The sequence below is a fragment of the Subtercola boreus genome, assembly GCF_003399645.1.
Lineage (GTDB): Bacteria > Actinomycetota > Actinomycetes > Actinomycetales > Microbacteriaceae > Subtercola > Subtercola boreus_A.
In genome coordinates this window covers 121,219-145,146 of sequence record NZ_NBXD01000025.1, presented here as the reverse complement: position 1 = coordinate 145,146, position 23,928 = coordinate 121,219, and the positions used below count along the sequence as shown (strand labels likewise).

General features: G+C 67.9%; 21 protein-coding genes. 11 read left to right on the top strand and 10 right to left on the bottom strand.

Features of this window, described 5'->3' with window-relative positions; translation table 11 throughout:
• Both B7R24_RS13455 and B7R24_RS13450 read right to left on the bottom strand, forming a co-directional pair.
• The coding region (locus B7R24_RS13455; protein WP_147304044.1) for a DUF222 domain-containing protein at positions 1-1,078 on the bottom strand (1,078 nt) is incomplete at its 3' end.
• 105 nt (positions 1,079-1,183) lie between these two features.
• Complete coding sequence (locus tag B7R24_RS13450) at positions 1,184-1,762, bottom strand: TetR/AcrR family transcriptional regulator (RefSeq protein ID WP_116419491.1); 579 nt, start codon at positions 1,760-1,762, stop codon at positions 1,184-1,186.
• A 107-nt stretch (positions 1,763-1,869) separates the two neighbouring features.
• On the opposite strand from B7R24_RS13450, the gene B7R24_RS13445 reads away from it, so the two are divergent.
• Positions 1,870-3,006, top strand: a complete 1,137-nt coding sequence (locus B7R24_RS13445) for a zinc-binding alcohol dehydrogenase family protein (RefSeq protein WP_116419490.1) — start codon at positions 1,870-1,872, stop codon at positions 3,004-3,006.
• Here the strand turns inward: B7R24_RS13445 and B7R24_RS13440 are convergent.
• Positions 2,996-4,015 carry a LacI family DNA-binding transcriptional regulator gene (locus B7R24_RS13440; protein ID WP_116419489.1) on the bottom strand — a complete coding sequence of 340 codons (1,020 nt, stop codon included), beginning with the start codon at positions 4,013-4,015 and terminating at the stop codon, positions 2,996-2,998. The genes B7R24_RS13445 and B7R24_RS13440 overlap by 11 nt on opposite strands.
• Before the next feature lie 205 nt (positions 4,016-4,220).
• Between B7R24_RS13440 and B7R24_RS13435 the strand changes: the two genes are divergently transcribed.
• The 5 genes from B7R24_RS13435 to B7R24_RS13415 all read left to right on the top strand — a co-directional run bounded on the left by B7R24_RS13435 (position 4,221) and on the right by B7R24_RS13415 (position 9,721).
• Entirely contained in the window at positions 4,221-5,282 is a 1,062-nt protein-coding gene (locus tag B7R24_RS13435) for an ABC transporter substrate-binding protein (RefSeq protein ID WP_172582825.1), read from the top strand.
• Positions 5,283-5,290: 8 nt separating this feature from the next.
• Positions 5,291-6,073: an ABC transporter ATP-binding protein gene (locus tag B7R24_RS13430; RefSeq protein ID WP_116419487.1), complete on the top strand. Its 783-nt coding sequence runs from the start codon at positions 5,291-5,293 to the stop codon at positions 6,071-6,073.
• Positions 6,070-7,767, top strand: a complete 1,698-nt coding sequence (locus tag B7R24_RS13425) for an ABC transporter permease (protein WP_116419486.1) — start codon at positions 6,070-6,072, stop codon at positions 7,765-7,767. Before B7R24_RS13430 ends, B7R24_RS13425 begins: the two co-directional genes overlap by 4 nt.
• An 83-nt stretch (positions 7,768-7,850) precedes the next feature.
• The gene (deoD, locus tag B7R24_RS13420) at positions 7,851-8,549 is read left to right on the top strand and encodes a purine-nucleoside phosphorylase (RefSeq protein ID WP_116419485.1); all 699 of its coding nucleotides are present in this window, start codon (positions 7,851-7,853) and stop codon (positions 8,547-8,549) included.
• Positions 8,546-9,721, top strand: coding sequence for an adenosine deaminase family protein (locus B7R24_RS13415; protein ID WP_116419484.1), 1,176 nt, complete (start codon positions 8,546-8,548; stop codon positions 9,719-9,721). Before deoD ends, B7R24_RS13415 begins: the two co-directional genes overlap by 4 nt.
• 43 nt (positions 9,722-9,764) lie before the next feature.
• Here the strand turns inward: B7R24_RS13415 and B7R24_RS13410 are convergent, their stop codons facing one another.
• The 4 genes from B7R24_RS13410 to B7R24_RS13395 form a co-directional block, all read right to left on the bottom strand.
• A complete protein-coding gene (locus B7R24_RS13410) occupies positions 9,765-11,261 on the bottom strand; it encodes a lactonase family protein (RefSeq protein WP_116419483.1) in 1,497 nt (498 codons plus the stop codon).
• Positions 11,262-11,302: 41 nt separating this feature from the next.
• On the bottom strand, positions 11,303-12,061 hold the full coding sequence (locus B7R24_RS13405) for a creatininase family protein (protein WP_116419482.1): 759 nt from the start codon (positions 12,059-12,061) through the stop codon (positions 11,303-11,305).
• Positions 12,058-12,813: a glutamine amidotransferase gene (locus tag B7R24_RS13400; RefSeq protein ID WP_116419481.1), complete on the bottom strand. Its 756-nt coding sequence runs from the start codon at positions 12,811-12,813 to the stop codon at positions 12,058-12,060. Before B7R24_RS13400 ends, B7R24_RS13405 begins: the two co-directional genes overlap by 4 nt.
• Before the next feature lie 88 nt (positions 12,814-12,901).
• Positions 12,902-13,186 (bottom strand): cupin domain-containing protein, encoded by a 285-nt coding sequence (locus tag B7R24_RS13395; protein WP_116419480.1) that lies wholly within the window; start codon positions 13,184-13,186, stop codon positions 12,902-12,904.
• A 227-nt stretch (positions 13,187-13,413) separates the two neighbouring features.
• Between B7R24_RS13395 and B7R24_RS13390 the strand changes: the two genes are divergently transcribed.
• Positions 13,414-14,475, top strand: coding sequence for a PLP-dependent cysteine synthase family protein (locus B7R24_RS13390; protein WP_116419479.1), 1,062 nt, complete (start codon positions 13,414-13,416; stop codon positions 14,473-14,475).
• A gap of 102 nt (positions 14,476-14,577) precedes the next feature.
• Positions 14,578-15,156: a GNAT family N-acetyltransferase gene (locus tag B7R24_RS13385; RefSeq protein ID WP_116419478.1), complete on the top strand. Its 579-nt coding sequence runs from the start codon at positions 14,578-14,580 to the stop codon at positions 15,154-15,156.
• A 10-nt stretch (positions 15,157-15,166) separates the two neighbouring features.
• Here B7R24_RS13385 and B7R24_RS13380 read toward each other — a convergent pair whose 3' ends face one another.
• The 3 genes from B7R24_RS13380 to B7R24_RS13370 all read right to left on the bottom strand — a co-directional run bounded on the left by B7R24_RS13380 (position 15,167) and on the right by B7R24_RS13370 (position 18,118).
• Positions 15,167-15,580 (bottom strand): DUF3224 domain-containing protein, encoded by a 414-nt coding sequence (locus tag B7R24_RS13380; protein ID WP_116419477.1) that lies wholly within the window; start codon positions 15,578-15,580, stop codon positions 15,167-15,169.
• 3 nt (positions 15,581-15,583) lie between these two features.
• On the bottom strand, positions 15,584-17,341 hold the full coding sequence (locus B7R24_RS13375) for an APC family permease (RefSeq protein ID WP_116419493.1): 1,758 nt from the start codon (positions 17,339-17,341) through the stop codon (positions 15,584-15,586).
• A gap of 81 nt (positions 17,342-17,422) precedes the next feature.
• On the bottom strand, positions 17,423-18,118 hold the full coding sequence (locus tag B7R24_RS13370) for an SDR family NAD(P)-dependent oxidoreductase (RefSeq protein WP_116419476.1): 696 nt from the start codon (positions 18,116-18,118) through the stop codon (positions 17,423-17,425).
• 168 nt (positions 18,119-18,286) lie between these two features.
• On the opposite strand from B7R24_RS13370, the gene B7R24_RS13365 reads away from it, so the two are divergent.
• The 3 genes from B7R24_RS13365 to B7R24_RS13355 all read left to right on the top strand — a co-directional run bounded on the left by B7R24_RS13365 (position 18,287) and on the right by B7R24_RS13355 (position 23,910).
• On the top strand, positions 18,287-19,057 hold the full coding sequence (locus B7R24_RS13365) for a DUF5819 family protein (RefSeq protein WP_147304043.1): 771 nt from the start codon (positions 18,287-18,289) through the stop codon (positions 19,055-19,057).
• On the top strand, positions 19,054-20,094 hold the full coding sequence (locus tag B7R24_RS13360) for an HTTM domain-containing protein (protein WP_116419474.1): 1,041 nt from the start codon (positions 19,054-19,056) through the stop codon (positions 20,092-20,094). The genes B7R24_RS13365 and B7R24_RS13360 overlap by 4 nt, the downstream gene beginning before the upstream one ends.
• 108 nt (positions 20,095-20,202) lie before the next feature.
• The gene (locus B7R24_RS13355; RefSeq protein ID WP_147304042.1) at positions 20,203-23,910 is read left to right on the top strand and encodes a choice-of-anchor G family protein; all 3,708 of its coding nucleotides are present in this window, start codon (positions 20,203-20,205) and stop codon (positions 23,908-23,910) included.
• Positions 23,911-23,928 lie beyond the last annotated feature (18 nt).

Below are 23,928 nucleotides of genomic sequence, written 5' to 3'. Positions count from 1 at the left end.
AGAGGAGGGTTTCGATCGTGCTCGCAGGCACGGGTTCGGTGAGACCGTCGATCCAGCCGACACCCCGGCCGGAGATGATGTCGTCGAGGGTGGCGTGCACGTTGACGGTGGGTGCGGCCCCGTTCAGGCGCGGCATCGACGGGAGCCCTGCCGCGGTGGTGACGAGTTGCAGGAGACCGTCGGCGAGCTTCTGACCCCTGGTGCGGGTGTCACGGAGCAGCGGGTCGACTTCGTCATCATCGGCCGGGTCGGGGGCGCCGGGCTGGGTCGGGTCGGAAGTGAAGGTGGGGATGCGAGGGCTCGTGAACGGCTCCAACGCCGCCCGGAGGTGACCGGCCGCCGTAGGTGGCAGCAGCCCGGTAAGTTTCGTCATCCCGGTCTTCTCCGTGACCAAGGTCAGGTGGCGTCTGTCGTGCAGTTGCGCCTCGGTGGGCTCTGTGCCGTCGGGGTCGAGATGCGCGATCATCCGTACCGCGAAACAGTCGATGACGTCTGCGGAATAGCACTGGCCCCCCAACGACTCTTGCGCCAGAGACACCAACTGGGCTTCGGCCTCGATCAGGGCATCCGTGAACCCCGTACTTTTCGCCACCCGGCCGAGCCGGGTCGTGATCACCGTCGCCACGTCGAGACCGATCGCTCCGAGCCCGACCGCTTCGGCGACGTGAGAGAACGCCGGGAGGTTCGGCAGGCCACACAGCGACATCGTGACACGAAGCTCCCCACCGACCTTCATCAGCTTCTTCGCCGTGTGCTCACTCGTACCCGTATTCGCGGCCAAAAACCCGGCAGGGGTAGTGAAGTTCGACGCCTTCGACAACCCCTCTTCGCCGAGCTCGGGTCTGCACCTCTCAGCCACCTCCCCCGCCAGGCGCAGACGCAACGATGTGACCAACCGTTCCAGGTACTCCACCTGCACCACACCAGCCATCAACTCACCAGTGGCAAGCCCGGTGGGCGCGGCAGCCCCGGCACCCGAAGACGGATCCAAAACGCCCAGGCTCAGAAGAGCATCCACGCACCCCACAATCGCCGACGCGACATCAGTCGGCGGAGGTGGTGTGGGTGCCTTGGTCATGACTCCAGTCAAACACCAACCACTGACATTACCTCAGCAAAAACACCCCGAAACAGACCAGTTTCCAAAATACTTTCTGAGAGTTTTAAGCAGAGCGTGAATCCTCTAGGGCCAGACCGGTTCGACCATGATCGACCGGAGCGAATCGAGCGTCTCCCGCAGCAGATCGGGCAGCGGAGTCTCGCCCCCCAGGCTCATCCACCGACCGATCGAGACGCTGAAGACGGTCACCGTTGTGTGAGCCACGAGCGCCGCCGTGAGGTCGTCGACACCCCGGTCGCGAAAGCTCTGCTGGATCGCGTCGGAGAGCGCGGCCTGCTTCTGCAGCTCTCGTTCGCGCAGCCCAGCGTCCTGCTCGATGATCTTCTTGCGAGCGACAAAGCGTTCCATCCCGCCGGTGAACTGGGCTGCGGCGACCGCGTCGAACCCGCCGGCGATGATCTGAAGAGGGGTGAGAAAGGCCGGGGCCTCGGTGATCATGCGGGCGGCGAGGGAGGGAACATCCACCTCTCCACCGAACAGCACTTCGCGTTTGTCAGAGAAGTGACGAAAGAACGTGCGCGTCGTCAGGCCAGCGCGGGCCGTGATCTGCGGAACGGTCGTCTCCGCAAAGCCCTGCTCGTCAAACAGCTCGAGAGCCGCCCGCTCGAGGCGGTCACGCGCGTTCGGCTCCCATCTGCTCATGTCTTCATTCTACTGTTCGGGACGAGAGTGATGACATGCAATGCCATCAGGGTGTAATGTGATGACACATCATGCCATCACTTCCCTCCAGAGAGACAAGACACCCGATGCCCATCAATTCCGCCGCCGTTCTGCCCGCCCACCACGCCGATTTCATCGTTCAGCCAGCCCGCTACACCCCGCCCGGCCCGCACGAACTCGTCGTTCGCAACCGCGCTGTCGCGGTCAATCCGCTCGACGCAATCAAGCAGTCGACGGGCGATCTCATGTTCCGCTGGCTGCCGTACCCCAGCGTTCTGGGGGAGGATGTCGCGGGCGAGGTCGTCGAGGTCGGCAGCGACGTCACGCGCTTCCGGGTGGGCGACCGCGTGGTCGCCTATGCCGTCGGCATGGAGAAGGAGCGCAACCACGAGTCGGAGGGTGCATTCCAGCTGTTCACGGTGGTGAGCGACCAGCTCGCCGCGCCGATTCCCGCGAGTCTCTCCTTCGTGGAGGCCGCTGTGCTGCCGTTGGCGATCTCGACCGCCGCGTCCGCCCTGTTCCAGGATGACCAGCTGGGGCTGCGCCATCCGGTCGGTTCGGCTACAGGCGTGAGCGCGGCGCCGCTCGCGGAGGGCGCGACGGTGGTGGTCTGGGGTGGATCGACGAGCGTCGGCAGCAACGCCGTCCAGCTCGCGGTCGCCGCCGGATACCGCGTCATCTCGACCGCGTCACCGCGCAACCACGAGCGGGTGCGACACCTCGGAGCGAGCGACGTCTTCGACTACGCCAGCCCGACGGTCGTGCGCGACATCGCGGCACTGCTGGCGGGCATCCCGGTCGCCGGCGTACTCGCTGTCGGCACCGGATCCGCCGAACCGGCCGTCGCAATCGCGGTCGCGACGGGTGCGAAGCGGGTGGCGCTGGCGAGCCCGTCAGTGTCGCTCGAGTCGTTGCCCCGCCGCCGGGGGCTGAGCCTGGCCCTGGTGAAGTCGGGTCTTGGGCTCGTGGGCGGCAACACCGCGCTGCAGGCGCGCTGCCGGGTGCACGGCATTCGCGCGCGGTTCGTGTGGGGCAGTTCGCTGATGAACAACGAGGTGGGGCCGATGCTCTGGGAGAGGTTCCTGCCGGCGGCCCTCGCGGAGGGGCGCTATGCGGCGGCGCCCGAGCCGCGCGTGATCGGCGAAGGACTCGATCAGGTGCAGGTGGCGATCGACACCCTGCGGCGGGGCGTCTCGGCGCAGAAACTCGTGGTCATGCTGTAGGCGGCGCCGCACTCGTTCCCCGCACGATCAGTTCCACCGGGAGAACCACCGAAGCGACCGCCTCGAAGCTCCCGGCCTCCAGCCCCTCGATCAGCAGGCGGGCGGAGTTTCGGCCCAGGCCCGAGGCATCCTGGCGCACCGTGGTCAGCCCGGGGGTGATGACGGAGGCGATGTCGATGTCGTCGAACCCCACGACGGTGACGTCTGCGGGCACTGTGAGGCCCTGCTCGCGCAGTCGCTTGATGGCCCCCACCGCGATGAGGTCGTTGCCGCCGAAGACCGCGGTGAACGAGACGTCGTTCGCCAGCAGGTCGTCGATGCTGTCGTACCCCGCGTCGATGTCGAAGTCGCCGTAGAGCACGAGGGCGTTCGGAAAGGACTCACGGATGCCCGCCACGCGTTCGATGGTCGAGTTCAGTCCGGCGAAACCGGCGATGACGACGGCTCGGGTGTGCCCGAGCTCACGCACGTGGCGGGCCAGCTGCCTGGCCCCGTCGAGGTTCGCCGACGTCACCCAGGGGATCGAGGCGAACGAGTCGATCCCCTCATCGGCCAGCACCACGGGTGCGGATGCAGCGACCTTCTGCAATTCGTTCGTCTGGGGCATCTGCCGGCCGGCCGTATAGATGAGGCCGTCGATCAGGCGCGTGCGGATCATGTTGAAGTACCGCTGTTCGCGCCTCGGGTCGGAATTGGCTGTGCTGCAGACGATGAGTCCGTAGTCCAACTCGTTCGCCATCTCTTCGACACCGCGGGCGATTCGGCCGAAGAACCAGTTCGAGATGTCGGGAACGGCCAACCCGATCATCCTGCTCCGCCCCGACTGGAGGCGTCGGGCACCCGCGTCGGGCACATAGCCGAACTCGTCGATGAGCCCTTTGATGCGCTGGGCGGTCTGCGGGCTGACCGGGCGTTTGCCCGAAATGGTGTGCGAAACGGTCGTCACGCTGACGCCGGCTGCGTCGGCGATCTGCTGCATCGTCCACGGCTTGCCGTTCGGCTCGGTCACGCAGCAAGAGTAGTCGAGATCGCGACCGGGTCATATGGGTGGCCTCAGGGTGTTGCGCCCTGTGTCGCCGATGGTCGCGACGGGGTTTTACACGCGCGACACCGCGCGAAATCCAATGGAAACAGTGAGGCCGTACGGTCGAGAAAGCGACGATTGCAAAACGCTTTGCGCGCTTTCCCCCTCCCGACCAGCCCTTGGAGACCAGATGAACCTCGCCCCATTCGGCGGCCGCCGCGCCCTTCGTGCCGCCACTGTCGCCCTCGGAATCGCGAGTGTGCTCGCCGTCGCCACCGCCTGCTCGTCGAGCTCGGGAACGCCGGCCGCCTCCAGTGGGGGAACCACCCCGCTGACGCTGCAGACCTCCTGGATTCCGCTGGTGCAGTTCGGTGGCAGCTACGTGGCCGAGAAGGAGGGCTATTACACGAACAACGGCGTCGACGTCACGATCCTCCCCGGAGGACCCGATGTCGATTCGATGGCCGCCGTCGAGTCCGGCCAGGCCGACATCGGAATGGGCAACGCCGACACCGTCGCCCAGGCCAACGCGAACGGCGCCGACCTCGTGATCGTCGCAGCGGGCTTTCAGAAGAACCCCCTCGCCATCCTCTCTACCTCCGACAAGCCGATCACCACTCCCGCCGACATGGAGGGTAAGAAGATCGGGGTGCCCACCGGCGACCAGGCCGCCCAGGATGCCGTCGTGAAGGCCAACAACCTCGACGCGTCGAAGATCATCTCGGTTCCGGTCGGGTTCGACGTGGCTCCGCTGGTGAGCGGCGAGGTCGACGGCCTCTGGGTGTTCTACAGCGAGCAGCCGATCGCCTACGAGGCGGCGGCCGGCAAGCCCGGCGTCACGATGCTGACGGCGGACTACGGCCTCGACGTCTATGCGCAGGTCTACGCCGTGAAGCGTTCGACGCTCGAGGATGCCACGAAGAAGACCGCCATCGAGGGCTTCCTCAAGGGTGAGATCGAGGGCTGGCAGAACTACGTCAAAGACCCCACCGAGGCTGTGGAGCTGACCGTCAACGATTACGCGAAAGACGGCGGCCTGACGATCGAGGAGCAGACCAAGCAGGCGGCTCTGCAGATGGACCTGCTCGTCACCGACGAGACAAAGGCCAACGGCCTGCTGTGGATCTCTGACGACGGCATCACGAAGAACCTCGCCACGCTCGAGTCCCTCGGCATCACCGGCGCCGACAAGTCGCTCTTCGACACCTCGCTGCTGACCGACATCTACCAGGGCAAGTCGAGCATCGGCTGAGGCCCGGTATGAACGGATCCGGCTTCACGCTCACCAATCTGACCAAGGTCTACTCGTCGAACAAGCGCGATGTGCTCGCCCTCGACGACGTGTCGCTCGCTGTACCGGAGGGCTCCTTCACGGCGTTGCTCGGGCCCTCCGGCTGTGGCAAGTCGACCATCCTGCGCATCCTCGCCGATCTGGAGACGCACTCTTCCGGGGAGGTGACGATCCACGGTGAGAGCCCGGCGAGCATCCGCAGGGCGCATCGCCTCGGGCTCGCCCTGCAGGACCCGTCGCTGCTGCCCTGGCGGTCGGTGCGCGACAACATCCGGCTCCCCGGCCAGGTCATGGGAATCGGCATCCCCTCGTCCCGCATCGACGACCTCATCAGGCTGGTCGGCCTCGACGGGTTCGCGGATGCTCGTCCCGCACAGTTGTCGGGCGGGATGCGCCAGCGCGTGGCCATCGCCCGGGCGATCGTTGCCGAGCCGGAGATCCTGCTGCTCGACGAACCGTTCGGTGCGCTCGATGAGATCACGCGCCAGCGCATGAACGAGGAGCTGCAGAAACTGTGGAGTGCGACCTCGGCCACGGCGCTCCTGGTGACGCACTCGATCTCTGAAGCGGCGTTCCTCGCCGACCGCGTCATCGTGATGTCGCCTCGACCGGGGCGCATCGTGGGCGACGTCACAATCGACTTCCCCCGGCCACGCCGGCGCGAACTGCTGTCGAGCCCGGAGTTTCACGCGGTGTGCGACGACCTGAGCACGATGCTGCACTCCGGGCACGACGAACAGGATGCCGCGTGACAACCACGACGCCGGCCACTCCCTCTGCTCCGGCTACGAGCGGCCGCAGTTCGGCGGGTCGGGAGGAGGCTCGCGCCGCGGCCATCGCGTCGGCGCGCCTGAACGCCCGAACCGAAGCGCGCCGGACGCTTCTGAACGGCTGGGTCACGACCGTGCTGGTGAGCGTGGCCCTGCTCGTGCTGTGGGAGGTGGCAGCCGATCTGTGGTTGACCAAGCTGGGCGTGCTCGCCTCGCCGACCGCGATCATCCAGAGCCTCGTCACCGACTCAGGCCTGTATGTGAACGCGGTCTCCGCGACGGCCTGGGTGGCGATGCGCGGGTGGTTCTTCGGCAACCTCGCGGCGATCGTGGTCGCGGTGCTGTTCGTGCAGTTCGCCGCGCTGGAGTCCCTCTTCCTGCGTCTCGCCCTGGCGTTGTTCTGTCTGCCGCTGGTGGCGGTGAACCCGCTGCTGCAGCTGACGTTCGACCCCGACACGGCGAAGGTGGTGCTGGCGAGCATGTCGGTGTTCTTCGTCACCCTTATCGGAACCATGCTGGGGCTCCGAAGCGCCGACGGCAGCCCGATGACGATGGTCAAGGCCTGGGGTGGCGGTTCGCTGTCATCGCTGTGGTTCGTGCGGCTGCCCTCGGGCATCCCGGCCATCCTTACCGGCCTGCAGATCGGTGCGGCCGCAGCGACCCTGGGTGCGATCTTCGGCGAGTTCATCGGCGCCAAGGCGGGGCTCGGCGTGCTGCTGATCAACGGGCTGATGTCGCTGAATCTCGGGCGGGTCTGGTCGGTGGCCGTGCTGGCGACGCTGATGGCCGCGATTCCCTACGGCTTCTTCGGACTGCTGCGCCGCTGGCTCACCCCCTGGTCGGCCGGAATCTCCGCTGCCCAGCAGCTGGCCCCAGCCCCGCGTCGGTCGTTGGCCTCGCGGAGCGGCCGGGCCCTTGCCTGGACGGTCGGATCCATCGCCGTCATCCTGCTCGCCTGGTATGCGTACCTCTTCCTCTTTCAGATGTCACCGTTCGTCGGCAAATCCCCGGTGGATGTGTTCGCGTATCTTTTCACTGCACCGAAGTCCCCGGCCAACCGGTCGGCGATCCTCGAGGCGCTCGGCGTCACTCTGGTGCACTCGGGAATCGGTTACGTTGCCGGTCTCGTCGTGGGTGTGGCCGCCGCCATCCTGTTCGTGCTCTACCCGGTGTCGGAACGGGTGCTCACGCCGCTCGCGGTCGCCCTGCGGTCAGTGCCGATCATCGTGCTCATTCCGGTGCTGATCCTCGCGCTCGGCCGGGGCCTCGGTGGTGTCGTCGCGATCACGGCGATCGTGACCTTCTTCCCCACGCTCGCCAACACGCAGGCCGGGCTCAAGAGGGTGCCGACGGATGCCCTCACTCTGATGCGCAGCTACGACTCGTCGGCCCAGAGCACGCTCTGGCGGTTGCAGGTTCCGTACACGCTGCCGGCGATCTTCGCCTCCGCCCGCATTGCGGCACCGACCGCCGTTCTCGCCTCGACCCTGGCCGAGTGGCTCGCGACCGGCGACGGGCTCGGTCACGCCATCGTGAACGCCCGCGCCCACAGCGACTACACCGGGGTCTGGGCGGCCGCCGCTGTTCTCACCGCGGTGTCGCTGATCTTCTACAGCCTGGTGAGCTGGGCCGAGCGCCGGGTGCTGGCGCGCTACGCGCCCTCGCAGCTCGGCTGACCGGCGCACCGCCCCGCACCATCCGCGCCACGCGCACCACTGCAACACCCGCATCAACCCGCCCCGGAAAGGACCGCCAGCCCATGGCCACACCCCACATCAACGCCGAGAACGGCGATTTCGCCCCCGATGTGCTGATGCCGGGCGACCCGCGCCGGGCGAAGCTGATCGCCGAGACCTTCTTCGACTCTCCCCGCCTCGTCACCGAGGTGCGCGGCATCCTGGGGTACACCGGAACCTTCGAGGGCAGGCCGATCTCGGTGCTGGCCTCCGGCATGGGCATGCCCTCCCTGGCGATCTATGCCACCGAGCTCGTGCGCAACTTCGACGTCAAGCGCATCGTGCGCGTCGGAACGCTGGGCGGTATCGCCCCGCACCTGCGCATCGGCGATGTGATCGCCGCGTCGAGCGCGCACACGAACTCCGCCATGACCTCGCACTGGGTACCCAGCGTGAGCCTCAGCCACGCGCCCAGCTTCGCTCTGCTGCGAAAGGCCGTCGAATACGGCGAGACGACCGGGAAGGTCATCCATGTCGGCCCGGTGTTCACCACCGACTCGTTCTACAACCCCGACACCTCCGTGGTGCCGAAGCTGCTCGAATACGGCACCCTCGCGGTGGAGATGGAGGCGGCCGGCCTCTACGCCACGGCTTTGAAGGAGCGGTTCGAGGCCCTCATGGTCGGCACGATCAGCGACCTGCCGGGCGAGGAGACCACGGCCGAGCAGCGGGAGACCACTTTCGCCGACATGGTCGCGTTCGGATTGGCGGCACTCGCATGAGCCTCCCCAGCTTCTCGGGATACCCCCGCTGGTCGCAGCCGAATGAGCCCTACGCGGCCTTTCCGAAGATCACGCTGCACGACCATCTCGACGGCTCACTGCGGCCCGAGACCCTCATCGACCTCGCCGCCCAGAGCGGTGTGGAGTTGCCCTACACCGACCCGGAGAAGATGGCGTCGTGGTTCACCGGCGAGATCACCGAGCCGAAGATCGACCACTGGGACGAGAAGTTCGGCCTCACCACTCGGGTCATGCAGACCGAGGACGCGATCGTGCGGGTCGCCCGCGAGTGGGTGATCGAAGCCGCCGCCGACGGAGTCATCTACGGCGAGACCCGCTGGGCGCCCGAGAAGCACATCCTCGGCGGGCTGCCGCTCGAGGTGACGGTCGAGGCCGTTGCGACAGGTCTCGCCGAGGGCGAGGCGGAGGTTGCGGCGGCGGGTGGTCACATCCGTGCACGCCAGCTGATCTGCGGAATGCGCAGCTCCACCCTCAGCTTCGAGATCGCACGCCTCGCGGTGGCGATGTACGGCAAGTGGGGTGGCAGCGTGGCCGGCTTCGACATCGCCGGACCCGAAGACGGCTTTCCCATTCGCGACCACCTCGACGCGACCGAGCTGCTGCACCGTTCGGGTGTGCCGTACACCCTGCACACGGGCGAGGCGGACGGCGCGCACAGTGTCTGGGAGACCGTGCACCTCGCGCACACCCTGCGTCTCGGTCACGGTACCCGGATCATCGAAGACGTCACGCTGAACGGTCGTCCGCTCGCCGTGCGCACAGCGGTTCAGGATGTCGCGGCCGCCCGCGCGGCGGGAACAGCCGTCCTCGTTCTCGGGCAAACGGCGCAGTGGGTCGTGGATCGCCGCATCCCGCTCGAGCAGTGCGTCACATCGAACTCCCAGGGCGGTGTCGTGACGGGGCGGGAGAACCACCCCATCGACCTGCTGCGGGAGCTCGGTTTCACCCTCACCATCAACCCTGACAACCGGGTGATGTCGAAGACATCGATCAGCCAGGAGTTCCGGCGCATCGAGGAGCAGTTCGGCTGGGGCGTTCCCGAGTTCACCGTGGCTGAGCTCGCGGGCGTCGACGCGGCCTTCGTGTCGGGTGCCGAGCGCGTGGCGCTCCGTGCGGAGCTGCTGGCGGGGATCGAGGCGTTCACGGCCTGACGCGGGCCCGCTGCTTCTCCGCGAGCGGGCCCGAGCGTGATCCTTATGTGCGAGTGGCCGTGCGCCGCCTGGACGCGAGGCCTAGGCGTGTCAGCGCGCCCATCGCCAACAGACTCACAGCCACGATGAGAGCGTTACCGGCAGGGATGCCGGTGCTGGCCAAAGCGCTCTTCGCTCCACGGCCGGTGCTGCTGCTGCCGGTTCCGGCCGTCGCACTCGGCGTGGCCGTCGCACTCGGCGTAGCCGTGGCGGTTGGACTGATCGGTGCGGCCTTCACGGTGAGACTCACGCGTTGGCTGGCCGATGGCTCGACGCCGTTCGAGGCAACAACATCGAAGGCGTAGTCACCCGGGCCCGCCGTGATGGTGCCTGAGATCAGGCCGGTAGATTGGTCGATCCGGATGCCGTCGGGGAGAGCGACTCCACTGGATTGCCGCAAGAAGAAGACTGCTGCGGGTGTTCCCGTGGCCCGCACGGTGAAGTTCAGCTCGGTGCCCCGTACCACCGCCGGCAGCACGGCCGACGAAGTGATGCGTGGCGCAGAAAGCGTGTCGAAACGGCTGATGGTTCCATCGACGCTGTTGACGACGAAGACGAGACGGGCAGCGCCGTCGATAGCAACACTGACGGGGTTGGTTCCGACGGTGATGAGCCGAGCTGCCGTCGGGCCGCCGAACTGGGAGACGGTGTTGTCTGAGACATTTGTTGCGTAGACCGTCAGGGTGAGTGGGTCTACAGCTACGCCGGCCGGATGCTTGCCGGTGCGGGTCAAGGTGACGGAGGGCTTCTTGTCGGTGTAGACGAAAGAAGCCACCGTGTCATCTCCGTTGTCTGATACGTAGACAGTATGGGATGACGGCTCGATTGCGACGTGGACGGGTGACTTGCCAACCGCGACCGTTGAGATATCGGGTTTAGCCGCCAACGATCCGGAGAAGAAGGAGACCGTTCCGTCGCCTTGATCGGCGGTGAACACGGTGTGAGTCGACGGGTCGACGGCGATATCGACCGGCGCATTGCTGACTGGGACGGTGTGTGGTGTCGGAACGCCGGGCTCTGCGGGGTCGAATTCGGAGACCGTACCGTCGAGTTCATTTGCGACGTAGACGAAGTGAGTGGTCGGGTCGACCGCGACCCCGCTCGCTCCTTTTCCGACCTTGATCACCCGCGGAAGCGAAGCGAGATCGTTGCCGTCGAAGGACCGGATTGTGCCGGTGTCGTAGCTGGTGACGAACACCTGGTGATTTGTAGGATCTATCGCAACACCAAAGGGTTGCGAGCCGACGCTGAACGTCTGCACGGTTGGATGAAGTTCCCCGCCGTTGAATACCGAGACAGTGCCGTCGTCTCGGTTTGTCACGAAGACTTTACCGCTACCCGGGTCGACAGCGACCCGGACCGGATTCGACCCCACGCTCACGAGATCGTATTCCGTAGCTGAGGCGCTGGCGGGAGTCAGCAGCGCTGTGCCACTCAAGGCCAGAAGCAGAGCAAGTCCGGTGGCAGCGATAGCAGACAGGTTGCGATCAAATCTCGACATTACTCGAGCTTACTTCATTTATGCCGAACGCAGAACGCGCCTCAGCGGGGCGGGAGGGCGGCGACGAAGTCGGCGAGCACGGTGAGGGATGCCTCGACCGTCGCCTGCAGGATCTGTTCGCCCTTGGCGGCGGTGGCCGACGACGGGTCGCCGAACACCCCCGACGGTGAGAAGGGGTGCAGCTGCATCGGGCGTGTGCCGAAGTCCGACGGAAAGGTCGGGTAGGCCGACACGTAGCGGTCGGTGTGCACGAGGGAAGGGTCGATCGCGAGCATGATCGACGTCTCGATCTCTTCGGCGTGGTTCAGGCCGGGGGCGGCGGCCGGGCTCTCGCGCACCGCAGCGATCGCCTCGTCCATGCCCGGGTAGTCGAGCACGATGGCTGCCAGGCCCGAAGCCGAACTCAGGCCGGGAGCCGTGGCGAGCTGGCGCGCGGCGGCCTGCAGCGGCATCCGGTTGCCCCAGTCGCCGTTCACGATCACGAGGCCACGGGCGCCCGAGGCGGCGAGCGAGTGGCCGATGTCGACCGCGATCGCGGTCACGGTGGCACTCGAGAGCGAGACAGTGCCGGGATAGCCCGCGTTGTTCCAGGTGTCGCCGTAGTGGATGGGGGGCAGCAGCACCGCGTCGAAGGCGTCGGCGAGCCTCGACGCAACCTCCGCGGCGGTGGCCGTGTCGGTGCCGAGCGGCAGGTGCGGGCCGTGCTGCTCCAGAGCACCGAACGGCAGAAAGGCGAGACCCGCGCCCGCGGCGAGGTGCGCCGCGACGTCGGCGGCGGTCGAACCGTAGGCTTCGATCATCCGAGTCGCTCCCCGGCCAGCCAGCGCACGGTGCGGTCGAAGAGACGGCCGTAACCGGCCCACTCGAGAAAGGGCGGGGGAGCCCAGTGCGGCGCCAGATCGGAGGTGAAGGCGGCGCTCCGGCCCCGGCCGTACTCGCCCACGACGAGAAGCGGATGCCCGGCGCACTCCGCCAGCACCAGGGAGCCGGTCTTCGGGGTGACCTCGTTGAGTCCGAGCAGCTTCGGCCATGAGGCGTCGAGCCCCTCGGTGATCGGATGTGCCGTCGTGGTGCGCGGGGTGGCCCCGGCGGGCAGCTCGACCCGGTCATCCCGGTCGAGCACGGTCACGGCGAGTGCCTCTGCGAGGGGTGTGCGCCCCCACCGGGCCTTCGCGTCGATGCCCGAGAACGTCAGGTAGCCGCCGATCATCAGCAGGCCTCCGCCCGCCTCGGTGAACGCGCGGAGGGCCTCGGTGCGGTCGGGCTCGGGAAGGGAATGGGTGAACGTCGCCGGGGGAACCTGGAAGGTGTTCGCACCGACGTCGGACACGACGATCACATCGGCGATGGCCGCCAGACCCTCCGGGGTGCTGGGGAGGCGGGTGGTGATCTCGTGCGCGGGGATGTGGGTGACGCTGTGGCCGTGTTCGGTGAGTGCCGCGACGAATTCGGTGCCGCCCAGGGTGAACTCGGAGGTGTGGAATGCGTCGAAACCCTTCTGATGCACGGAGTAGACGAACCACGATTCGCCGAGCAGCAGAACACGGGCCATGTCAGCACCTTTCGAAGAGGGGTGCCTGAACAGTACCAAACGTTTTGCGCGGCAGTGTGGAGGCCCCCGGGCCGCTGCCTGACGGGCCCTACCCGGCGGTGGGGAACAGCTCGGTCTCGACGAACACGAGCGTCTCGGTTCCGCCGTTTCGCACCGAGTGCGTCGCACCCGCCTCGCGGAAGTAGGCCTCGCCCGCAGTGATGGCCCGCGTGATCTCATCGCCCGAGGGTACGGTCACGATCTGCACCCCCGACACCACCGGAACGACGACGTAGTCGAGCTCGTGCGTGTGGTGCCCCGTGCTCTCACCGGGCTCCAGCGTCCATCGCGTGACCCTGACACGTGCGTTCTCCTCCTGAATGTGGAAGCTCATAGCGGGGGTTCCTGTCGTCGGTTGTGCCCACCACTGTAGCGACGCTGGGGCGACACTGGGGAGACACTGTGACGACACTGGGGAGACACAGCGTCGACGCCGGGGAGACTCCGTAGCGACACGACCGCGACCGGGCTGGGATACTGGCAGCGCGCGAAGGTGCCCCCACACCTCATACCCCGCCCCCACGCCCCGCTCCCACCCTCCACTCCTCACCGACCCGAAGGATGCAGCCCATGACACCGACCCGGCGCTGGATCACCGAGGCGATCCGTGAGCTGAAAGCCGACAGCACCCGCAGCGCCGACACCCACCTCCTGCGATTCCCCGTGCCGGGCGCCTGGGGGGTCGATCTGTACTTCAAAGACGAGTCGTCGCATCCGACCGGCTCCCTGAAGCACCGCCTCGCGAAGTCCCTCTTCATCTACGGCCTCGTCGGTGGCCACATCGACCAGGGCACCACCGTCGTCGAGGCGTCGAGCGGGTCGACAGCCGTCTCGGAAGCCTTTTTCGCCCGCATGCTCGGCCTGCAGTTCGTCGCCGTGATGGCGGCCACGACAAGTCGGCGAAAGATCGAGCTGATCGAGGGGTACGGCGGTCGGTGCGTGCTCGTTCCGACGGCGGGCGAGGTCCACGACGAGGCAGAGCGCATCGCGCGCGAGACCGGCGGCTACTATCTCGACCAGTTCACGAACGCGGCCGTCGCGACCGACTGGCGCGGCAACAACAACATCGCGTGCTCGATCTTCGAGCAGATGGCGGGGGAGAAGCATCCGGAACCCACCTGGATCGTCGCGGGCGCCGGCACGGGTGGAACGTCGGCGACGATCGCCCGGTACGCGCGATACGCCGGGGTCGGCACGCAGATCGCGGTCGGCGACCCGGAGGGCTCCGTCTTCGAGGAGGCCTGGCGCACCGGGCGAACGGATGTCACGGGCCGGGGCTCCCGCATCGAGGGCATCGGGCGCCCCCGCGTCGAGCTCTCGTTCCTGCCCTCGGTCATCGACTGGGTGCAGACGGTTCCGGATGCGGCGTCGATCGCCGCGATGACCGTCGTCGCCGAGTCGCTCGGGCGGGCTCCCGGGCCCTCGACGGGCACCAACCTCGTGGTCGCGCTCGACCTCGCGCGCCAGATGGTCGCCGCCGGAGAGCGGGGCAGCATCGTCACCCTCCTGTGCGACGGCGGTGACCGCTACTCCGACACGTACTACGACCCGGCCTGGGTGGCGGCCCAGGGCTTCGACGTCGCCCCCCACCTCGCCGCGCTGCGCGAGCACCTCGCGGGCTGACGCCCGTCGCCCCGGCCGGTAGCCAGGCGCGGTGCGGGCGAAGCCGTAGGCTGGGGGCGGCCTGGAACGAGAACGAGAACGGCGAGAGACGAGGGCGCTGGCGTGCAGCACGACATCCGGTTGGCGGGGTACGGCATCCGCCTCGAACCCGTCGACACGCGATACGCCGCGGCGCTGCAGGCGCTCACCGATGACGCACTGTGGGCGGGTATGACCGCGCCTCGGCCGACGGATGCCGCCGGCTACGCCGCACACATCGACACCCAGGTGGGCACTCTGGGCACCCTGGCGTTCGTCGTGCTCGGTGACGACGGCGAGGTTCGCGGCACCACGAGCTTCTACGAGTACGCGCCTCGGCAGCGCCGGATCGAGATCGGCAGCACCTGGTACGCACGGGCGTTCTGGGGTGGCCGCACCAACCCGGCCGCCAAGCGGCTGCTCTTCGGCCACGCCTTCGACGAGCTGGGCGTGGCCCGCGTGGCGCTCCGCTGCGACGCTCGCAACACGCGGAGCGCGGCAGCCATCGAGCGCCTCGGCGCCGTGCCCGAAGGGGTTCTGCGCTCACACCGTTCGTCGCCCGACGGTTCCCGCGGCGACACCGCCTACTTCTCCGTTCTCGATACGGAATGGCCGACCGTGCGCGCCGGCCTCGACGCCCGCCTGGTCGCCCCGCCGGCGTAGCCGCCCGCGGTCAGGCGCCCAGGGTGAACACGAAGAACGCACCGTCGGCGTCGTGCACGATTCGCGCTGAGCCCGTGAAGCCGGCGAAGTCGGCGGTTCCGGTGCCGGGAACGATGTAGCCGAAAGCCGAAGGGTCGCCCGGATGCTGCAGCGCCCCGTGGTGCACGGTGAACGAGCCGGTGCGGCCGTCGTCGAGGGTGCCGGTGATCCGTTCGGCCGCCAGATAGCCCCGGCCCGCCTCTTCGGAGCCGGAGGACAGGAACTCGGCGACACTCTCGCCGATGAGCCCCGAGGTGTACGTCTTGCGCATCACGATGGCGCCGACCCAGTCGCCGTCACCCGTGCTGCTGCCGTCACCCTCGATACCGGGGAGCACCTGGGGCTCCCAGCCGGTCACCGAGAACCGGGCGATGAGCTCAGCCACGGGCTACGCCTGCCCAGCGGGGTCGTCGGGTCGGGCATCCGGGGCCTTCTTCTTCTTCTTCGCGTACTTCTCGCCCGTCTTCAGGTCGACCGCGATGAGGCCCGTCGGCAGGTTCGACAGGTCGCGCGCGATGACGGTCGTCTCCTCGGAGTCGGGCAGGCGGATGCCGACGGGATAGTGCTCGCCCGCGAGAATCAGGTCGGAGCGGCGCTCGAGCGTCTGGCCCTTGAAGAACGCCGGGCTCCGCCAGCGCATGATGAGCATCAGGATGACCCCCAGCACCAGCGAGCCGACACCCACCACGGCGACCGCCCCGATGCCGAAGATGGTCACGTTCTCGTCGTTCTCGTCGGTGAGCCAGTCCGGCAGGGCGTACTGGATGAGCCCGAAGATGAACACCGCGGTGAGCATCAGGCCGCCGAGCAGGGGAATGACGCCGCGCATGACGAAGTCGCGGAAGCTGGCCGTGAGCGTGCGACGGTAGTACCAGACGCAGGCGAAGCCGGTGAGACCGTAGTAGAACGCGATCAGCAGCCCGACCGAACCGATCAGGGCGCTGAGCAGGGTGGGCGAGATCAGCGTGAAGAGCAGGTAGAACGCGGCCGAGATGATGCCCATGCCCACCGTCGACCAGGTCGGGGTGAGGAACTTCGGATGGATCTTCGCGAAGCTCGACGGCACAGCCCGGTAGACCGCCATGGAGAGCGACGTGCGCGCGGTCGGCAGGATCGTGGTCTGCGTGGAGGCCGACGCGGAGGTCAGGATGGAGATGTAGAGCAGCGCCAGCATCACGCCGCCGAACGCCGAGTCGCCGAACAGGTCGGGCCCGATCGCGCTGAACACGTCACTCGCGTTGTCGGGGTTGCCGAGGCCCACCCCGTCGGTGCCGACCCCGGCGAAGGCGATGGTCGCCACCGCCACCAGCGCGTAGGTGACGAGCAGCAGCAGCGTCGAGATGACGGCCGCGCGGCCCGGCGTACGACCCGGGTCGTCGCTCTCCTCGTTGACGGCGACGGCCGTGTCCCAGCCCCAGTAGATGAAGACAGCGGTGAGCACGGCCGGGGCGATGACGGTGCCGAAGTCCAGATCGAACGGGTTGAACCACGAGATGTCGGGCATGAGGGAGTAGCTCTCGGCGGTTCCGGAGTATACGCGCACCAGCGCGAAGATGGCGAAGGCCACCAGAATGACCACCTCGACGCTCAGCAGGGCGTACTGCAGCCGCGCCGAGACCTCGATGCCGCGGTAGCAGATGTAGGTCATGAGCGCGATCCACGCCAGCCCGGCGACGGTCGACCAGAAGGTGTCGGTGGCGAGCGCGGTGATGTCGGCATTGCCCGTGAAGAATCCGACGAGCGTGAAGGAGTACGACCCGGCGATCTGCGCCAGGTTCGCCATCACGATGACATCGGCCGCGATGATGCCCCAGCCGCCCATCCAGCCGGTCTTCGGCCCGAATGCCCGCGAGGCCCAGGTGAACGTCGTGCCGCAGTCGGGTTCGGCTTTGTTCAACTCCTGGTACGCCACAGCGATGAAGTACATCGGAACGAATGCCAGCAGAATGATCCCCGGCGACTTCACCCCCGCCAGCAGCGACCCGCCCGAGGCCACGATGAACCCGAGGCTCGCCGCCAGCGAGTAGGCCGGAGCGGTCGAGGCGATACCGACCACCACACTGCCCACGAGCCCGAGCGCGCCGCCCTTCAGCCCTTTGCTCTCGACGTCGGTTGTGCGGCCATCACGCGAGGGGGCTGTGGTCATGCTGCGCACCTGTCTCTGTCTTGCGTCTTCCGGGTGAGACGACAGTAGTGGGTGCGGCGCCCCCGGCGCCACCGGAGCGCGTTAGGCCGGGGTGACGAAGGCCGTGCTAGGCAGATCCTTCTCATCGGCGGCGATCGCGGCGACGATGCGGTCGGCCACGTGGTCGGGGTCGAGGCCCGCCGGGAAGTTCGGCGCGACGCCGGCGAGCGGATGCTGCGACAGCGCGGTCTCGGTGTGGCCCGGCCGTGCATCCAGAACCCGGATCCCCGACCGACGCAGCTCGCGCGACGCCGCCTGCACGAAGGCCGCGAGCCCGGCCTTGGAGGCGGAGTAGGCGGCCATTCCGGCCGTGGGGGACTCGGCGACGATGCCGCTGAGTGTGACGATGAACGGCTTGCGGCCGGCGGCGGCCGACTCGGCGAGGCGCGGGAGCGCACCGCGGATCACCCGGATGGGCGTGAGCGTGTTGATCGCGAAGAGCTCGTCGAGGGTGCTGTCGGCGACCTCTCCGAGAGGACCGAACGCGACAGCGCCCGCCGCGACCACGATGCCGTCGAGCCGGTCGGGGTGGGCTGCGGCGGCCGCGAGCAGCAGAGCGTCTGCCGACTCGGGCGCGCGGAGGTCGGCGAGGTAGGCGTCGGGGCCCGAGAGCGTCTGGGGGTTGCGAGCCGCCCGAATGACCGTGGCCCCGGCGTCTGCCAGACGGGTCGCAATGCGCGACCCCAGCCCGCCCGAGGCACCCAGCACCAGCACAACCGCACCCTCGAGGTTCGTCATGCTGCGAGCCTATCCCGCGCCCGCCGGCGACACGCGGGAGGAGGCGCGCGGTCGGCTGTCGCTTCAGGTCACCTGCCGTCTCTGCCGGGCAGGTGGCATCCGTCGTCTCCGGCATAGTATGTGCTCTTCGGGCGGTGCTGCCCGAACCGGCCGGGGGAAGGTGCAGGCATGACGGGTACACGTGGGCGACCGGCGCCCGGCGCGGGGCGGTACGGGCGCGCGCCGCGCGTACTGGTGATCCTGGTGGTGCTCCTTCTGGGCTGGCACTTCTTTCTGACCTACACCTGGGGCACATCGTCCATAGCGCTTCGGGAGCTGATCGGCACGAACCTGCTGAACTCGTACATGACACCGATGTTCCAGCAGGGCTGGGCCGTCTTCGCCCCCAACCCGGGTTCGACGAATTCGAGCCTCGAGGTGCGGGCACTGCTGCCGGCGGCGGGGGCCGACCAGCCCGTCGCAACCGACTGGTTCAGCATCACGGGCGCCGACACCGAACAGTTCGTGAGAAATCACGCCGCTCCGAGCCGCATGTACCTGAACAACTACATTCTGGGCGACCGGTTCCACGGGGCCTTCCTCGCTATGAACCCGAACGTTCGGGAACTCGTGGGCAATGACTACTACGGCGAAGGCTGGCTCGACCGGCTGCGCGCCGATCTGACGAAGCAACCCGATCCGTGGGCGGCGAACTACCTCGAGTACGAAGGGTCGGTCACCGGGCTGGCCACGGCCATCGCCCGCGCCCGCTGGGGCGACGACATCACGGCCGTGCAGGTGCGCACCGTCTCGACGCCGGCTGTGCCCTTCGACCAGCGACTGCAGAGCCCTCCGGTGACAGAACAACCGTCGTACTTCATCGAGGGGTGGCGCTCGCCGCTGGATGTTCCCGGGCTCGACACGAGCGCGATCGCCGACTTCTACGGAACGAAGAAATGACCCTCGTCGGCTCGACGGTGACCGCCGTCGGTGCACTCTACCGTCGCGGCGAAGAATGGATGCTGGGCCAGAAGCACGCGACCTACGGCGTCTCTGCGGCAAGGGTCGTCTACGGCGCCGTCGTGGTCGGCTTCGTGGCGGCGAACTTCGGCGTCCGCGACTTTCTCTGGGGACCGGGATCGTCGTGGGTGAGCCCGATCGAGCACCAGACGGCGTGGCCGTTCCCGTTCGTGTTCTTCAGCTCGGCAGACCCGGAGTGGCTGTTCACACTGAAATTCCTGCTGCTCGGGCTTGCCGGGCTTGCGCTGATGCTGGGCTGGCACTCGCGCATCAGTGCGATCGTCACCCTGTTCCTGTACATCAGTCTCGTGTCGACGAACCCGGTCGCCTACGACCAGACCGACAATGCCTTCCGCATCCTGCTGTTCTATTTCTGCTTCACCGACCTGTCGGGCCACTGGTCGCTCGACGCGCGGCGGAGGTCTCGCGCGGCATCCGGCCCGCGTTCGGGCTCGGGTTCGGGGCGTCGGCTGAGTGCCCCGCGACGACGCATTCCGTCGTGGGTCACGGTGGTGCTGCACAACGGCGGTGTCATCGCGGTCGCTCTGCAGCTGTTCATCATCTACGGCATCGCCGGGCTGGCGAAGGTCGCCGGATCGCAATGGGCAGACGGAACGGCCGTGTACTACCCGCTGCAGCTCGATTCCCTGAATCCCTGGCCGTGGTTGGCTCAGCTGGTCACCGCGAACGCGCTGGCGGTGAACGTCGCCACCTATGTGTCGGTGTACGTCGAGGTGTTCTTCGCTTTTCTGCTGCTGACCCGCTGGACGCGCATCCTGGCGCTGATCGGCATCGCGGGCATGCACCTCGGAATCGCCGTGCTGATGGGCCTGCCGTTCTTCTCGTTCTCGATGATGGCGGCCGACGGCATCTTCATTCGCGACGTCACGTGGCAGCGGGCGGAGACCTGGGTTCGCCGGAAAGCAGTCCCGCTGGTCGCGCGCCTGCGCCGTAATGACCTCGCGCGACACGTTTGACGCCCCTCCTTGTAGGGCCTCAGGGCGGCGGCTAGCGTCACAGCCAGCGTCGACACCGAGGTCGACGACGACGTGGGTACACAGATGAGCGCGTCGGGGGAGTAGTTCATGAGCAAGCACGGATTCACCAGAAAATCGAGAGTGGTGGGCTTCACGGCGCTCGCCGGTGCCCTGGTTCTCGGGCTCGCGAGCTTTGCGATTCCAGCCTCGGCCCTGGCCTCAGACCAGTCTGAATCCGAGGGTCGGCTGCTGAGTGGCGGTGGCACCGTGAACCTGAACGACATCGCCTCGCTCGCACCGGCCTACCGCGCCAACCCGAGCCAGCCCGGTACCCAGTCGAACCCTCTGGATGCGACCGTGCTGAACGCGCTGAACGTCGACCTCGGTGGCGGTGTGCAGCTGTTCGGCCCCAACGGTGTCATCGGGGTCGGCGCCGCCGGCCAGTATGCGAAAGACACCGCCGACGGAACCGCCTACGCGTCATCGGGTGCCATCGCCTCCGATGGGAGCATCGCGGTCGGGCCATCCGGATCGACTGCTGACGGCTTCATCGACGTGACCCAGCTGCTGGCGAACGCCGGGCTCTCGCCCGCCACCGGCGACCTCATCTCCCAGCTCAGGGTCGAGCTCGGCGCGGTCTCGGCGTCTGCGACCCAGGCGCCCGGGGCGGCCCCGTCCAGCGACTACCAGATCGCCGGTGGCAAGCTCATCGTGAAGAGCCCCGTGCTCGCGACGCTCACCGACAGCCTCAACACCGACCTCGGCACGCTCAGCACCAATGTCAACGGCATTGCGGGCCCGACCGGTTCGCTCGGTTCTGCCCTCAGCGGGGTGGCAGACGGTGTCGTGGCTCCGCTCGGTACGGCGCTCGGCGGCGTGAGCGGCGGGCTCGTGACGGTCGACAACGTCTCGCTCACCGCGGGTCTCACCGTCGACCTGCAGGCGGCGCTCAGCGCGGTCACAACGGCGCCGCTGGTCAGCACCGACGGCGCAACGACCATTGATCTCAGCACCGGCACGATCACCATCGACCTCGCCGAACTGCACGGCCATACCGATGGAACCTTGAACGATCTGGCTCCCAACACCGAGCTGCTCTCCGGAACGGTCATCCGGAATGCCCTCAACGACTCGATCAACAGCGCTCTGAACCAGATTCCCGCGCTCCTCGTCACGACCGTGAACAACACGATCGACAACGCCACCCTCACCCTGCACCTCACAGCGGATGCCGGTCTCGACCTCGGGCTGACCACCGTCCCCCTGGCGAACATCGACGCCGTCATCACCGGTACGGTCGGTGGCTTCCTCGGTGCAGCTGGCTCCACCCCGCCCGTCGTCGACGCCAGCGGGACGACGGCGCTCGGCCTCATCCCCGTCGGCGATCTGCTCACCCCGATCGTGAACGCCGTGACAGCGAACCTGCTGCCGGCCATCGTCACCCCCCTCGAGAACGGCATCACCGGTGTCGGCGTGGGCGACGGGCTCTTCCAGCCCACCGTCGCAGTGGCAACCACTGCGCTCTCGCCGCTGCTCGACACGGTCGACGGCCTCGTCTCGATCACGGCCAACGTGCAGGAGACGCCGGGTTCGTTCACCGTTGCCGGTGCCAGCTCAGCCGATTCGTTCACGCAGCGGGCCCTGAGGGTGCGGGTGCTGCCGGTTCTCGGTACGCCGCTCGCTGTCGTCGATCTCGCTTCGGCGACCGTGCGCTCATCGGCGATCGTCATAGCGCCGGTCGACATCACCTCGCCCGCAGCCGGAACCACCTACACGGTACCCAACGTCGACGGCACCCAGACCGTGACCGTGACCGGAACCGGCCAGACCGGCGGGGCGATCGAGGTCGTTCTCTCCGACGGCGAGACCCAGACGACGACGGTCACCGACGGAACCTGGTCGATCACCTTCCCGGCCGTTCCGGTCGGCGACTACACCGCGACCGCCACCCAGACCATCGGGACGAACACCTCCACCGACAGCACGACCTTCTCGGTGGCCGTCTCGGCGACCACCACCACGCCGGGTACGACGACGGCTGGTACGACGACGGCGGGTACGACGACGGCGGGTACGACGACGGCGGGTACGACGACGGCGGGTACGACGACGGCGGGGACCACCACTCCCGGGACGACCACCGCGGGAACGACCACTGCGGGGACGACGACTCCGGGTACGACTACTCCCGGGACGACGACTCCGGGTACGACCACCCCCGGGACCACGACCGCGGGTACGACTACTCCGGGGACCACCACGCCGGGCACGACGACGGCGGGTACGACCACTGCCGGTACGACGACGCCGGGTACGACGACCCCAGGGACCACCACCCCCGGGACCACCACGCCGGGGACCACGACAGCGGGTACGACGACTCCGGGTACGACCACGCCGGGCACCACGACTCCGGGCACGACCACGACGGGTACGACCACGCCGGGCACCACGACTCCGGGGACGACCACCGCGGGAACGACGACGCCGGGTACGACGACGCCGGGTACGACCACCCCCGGGACCACGACAGCGGGTACGACGACTCCGGGGACGACGACGCCGGGTACGACCACCCCCGGGACCACGACAGCGGGTACGACGACTCCGGGGACCACTACGCCGGGTACAACTACGCCGGGTACCACTACGCCGGGTACAACCACCGCGGGTACGACGACTGCTGGGACCACGACTCCCGGTACGACGACTGCTGGGACCACGACTCCCGGTACGACGACCCCAGGGACCACCACGCCGGGGACCACGACGGCGGGTACGACCACTCCGGGTACGACGACCGCGGGTACGACGACTGCTGGGACCACGACTCCCGGTACGACGACCCCAGGGACCACCACACCCGGGACCACCACGCCGGGTACAACGACGGCAGGTACGACGACTGCTGGGACCACAACTCCCGGTACGACTACCCCCGGGACCACCACGCCGGGTACAACTACCCCGGGTACAACTACCCCGGGTACGACTACCCCGGGTACGACGACTCCAGGGACCACCACTCCCGGGACCACGACGCCGGGTACAACGACGGCAGGTACGACGACTCCCGGGACCACCACTCCCGGGACCACGACGCCGGGTACAACGACGGCAGGTACGACGACTCCCGGGACCACCACTCCCGGGACCACGACGCCGGGCACGACCACTCCGGGGACGACGACCGCGGGTACGACCACCGCGGGTACGACGACTGCTGGGACCACGACGCCGGGTACGACGACGCCGGGGACCACCACGCCAGGTACGACGACTCCCGGGACGACCACTCCCGGAACGACGACGCCGGGTACCACGACGCCGGGGGTGACCCCGGTGACCATCACGGCGCCGGCGCCGGGTTCGGTGTTCACGGTCGACCCGGGGGGCACCCAGACGGTCACCGTGACCGGGTCGGGTGACCCGGGCGCATCCGTGGCTGTCGTCATCGGTGACACGACGCTGACGACCACGGTCGGAGCCGATGGCACGTGGAGTGTGACGTTCGCCGACGTTCAGATCGGGTCGTACACCGCGACAGCCACGCAGACGGTCGGCGTCGACAGCACCAGTGCCGCCACGACCTTCGCGATCGTCGCCTCGACCTCATCGACCTCATCGACCACATCGACGGGGAGCGGCACCTCGGGGTACTCGGGGTACGGATCGGGCTACACCTCCAGCGGAGGCAGCCTCGCCCACACAGGCCTGGGTGACCTCTGGCTCGGGCCGCTGGCCGCAGTGGTGCTGCTCGCCGGAAGCGGGCTGCTCCTGATCCGTCGCAAGCGACGCTCACACACGGAGCACTAGTCGACAGTGGGGTTGCGG

Excerpts from the sequence above, each read along its gene's own strand:
- B7R24_RS13450 (WP_116419491.1), bottom strand. The coding sequence starts at position 1,762 with ATGAGCAGATGGGAGCCGAACGCGCGTGACCGCCTCGAGCGGGCGGCT.
- B7R24_RS13445 (WP_116419490.1), top strand. The coding sequence starts at position 1,870 with ATGCCCATCAATTCCGCCGCCGTTCTGCCCGCCCACCACGCCGATTTC.
- B7R24_RS13435 (WP_172582825.1), top strand. The coding sequence starts at position 4,221 with ATGAACCTCGCCCCATTCGGCGGCCGCCGCGCCCTTCGTGCCGCCACT.
- B7R24_RS13430 (WP_116419487.1), top strand. The coding sequence starts at position 5,291 with ATGAACGGATCCGGCTTCACGCTCACCAATCTGACCAAGGTCTACTCG.
- deoD (WP_116419485.1), top strand. The coding sequence starts at position 7,851 with ATGGCCACACCCCACATCAACGCCGAGAACGGCGATTTCGCCCCCGAT.
- B7R24_RS13415 (WP_116419484.1), top strand. The coding sequence starts at position 8,546 with ATGAGCCTCCCCAGCTTCTCGGGATACCCCCGCTGGTCGCAGCCGAAT.
- B7R24_RS13410 (WP_116419483.1), bottom strand. The coding sequence starts at position 11,261 with ATGTCGAGATTTGATCGCAACCTGTCTGCTATCGCTGCCACCGGACTT.
- B7R24_RS13405 (WP_116419482.1), bottom strand. The coding sequence starts at position 12,061 with ATGATCGAAGCCTACGGTTCGACCGCCGCCGACGTCGCGGCGCACCTC.
- B7R24_RS13400 (WP_116419481.1), bottom strand. The coding sequence starts at position 12,813 with ATGGCCCGTGTTCTGCTGCTCGGCGAATCGTGGTTCGTCTACTCCGTG.
- B7R24_RS13395 (WP_116419480.1), bottom strand. The coding sequence starts at position 13,186 with ATGAGCTTCCACATTCAGGAGGAGAACGCACGTGTCAGGGTCACGCGA.
- B7R24_RS13390 (WP_116419479.1), top strand. The coding sequence starts at position 13,414 with ATGCAGCCCATGACACCGACCCGGCGCTGGATCACCGAGGCGATCCGT.
- B7R24_RS13375 (WP_116419493.1), bottom strand. The coding sequence starts at position 17,341 with ATGACCACAGCCCCCTCGCGTGATGGCCGCACAACCGACGTCGAGAGC.
- B7R24_RS13370 (WP_116419476.1), bottom strand. The coding sequence starts at position 18,118 with ATGACGAACCTCGAGGGTGCGGTTGTGCTGGTGCTGGGTGCCTCGGGC.
- B7R24_RS13365 (WP_147304043.1), top strand. The coding sequence starts at position 18,287 with ATGACGGGTACACGTGGGCGACCGGCGCCCGGCGCGGGGCGGTACGGG.
- B7R24_RS13360 (WP_116419474.1), top strand. The coding sequence starts at position 19,054 with ATGACCCTCGTCGGCTCGACGGTGACCGCCGTCGGTGCACTCTACCGT.
- B7R24_RS13355 (WP_147304042.1), top strand. The coding sequence starts at position 20,203 with ATGAGCAAGCACGGATTCACCAGAAAATCGAGAGTGGTGGGCTTCACG.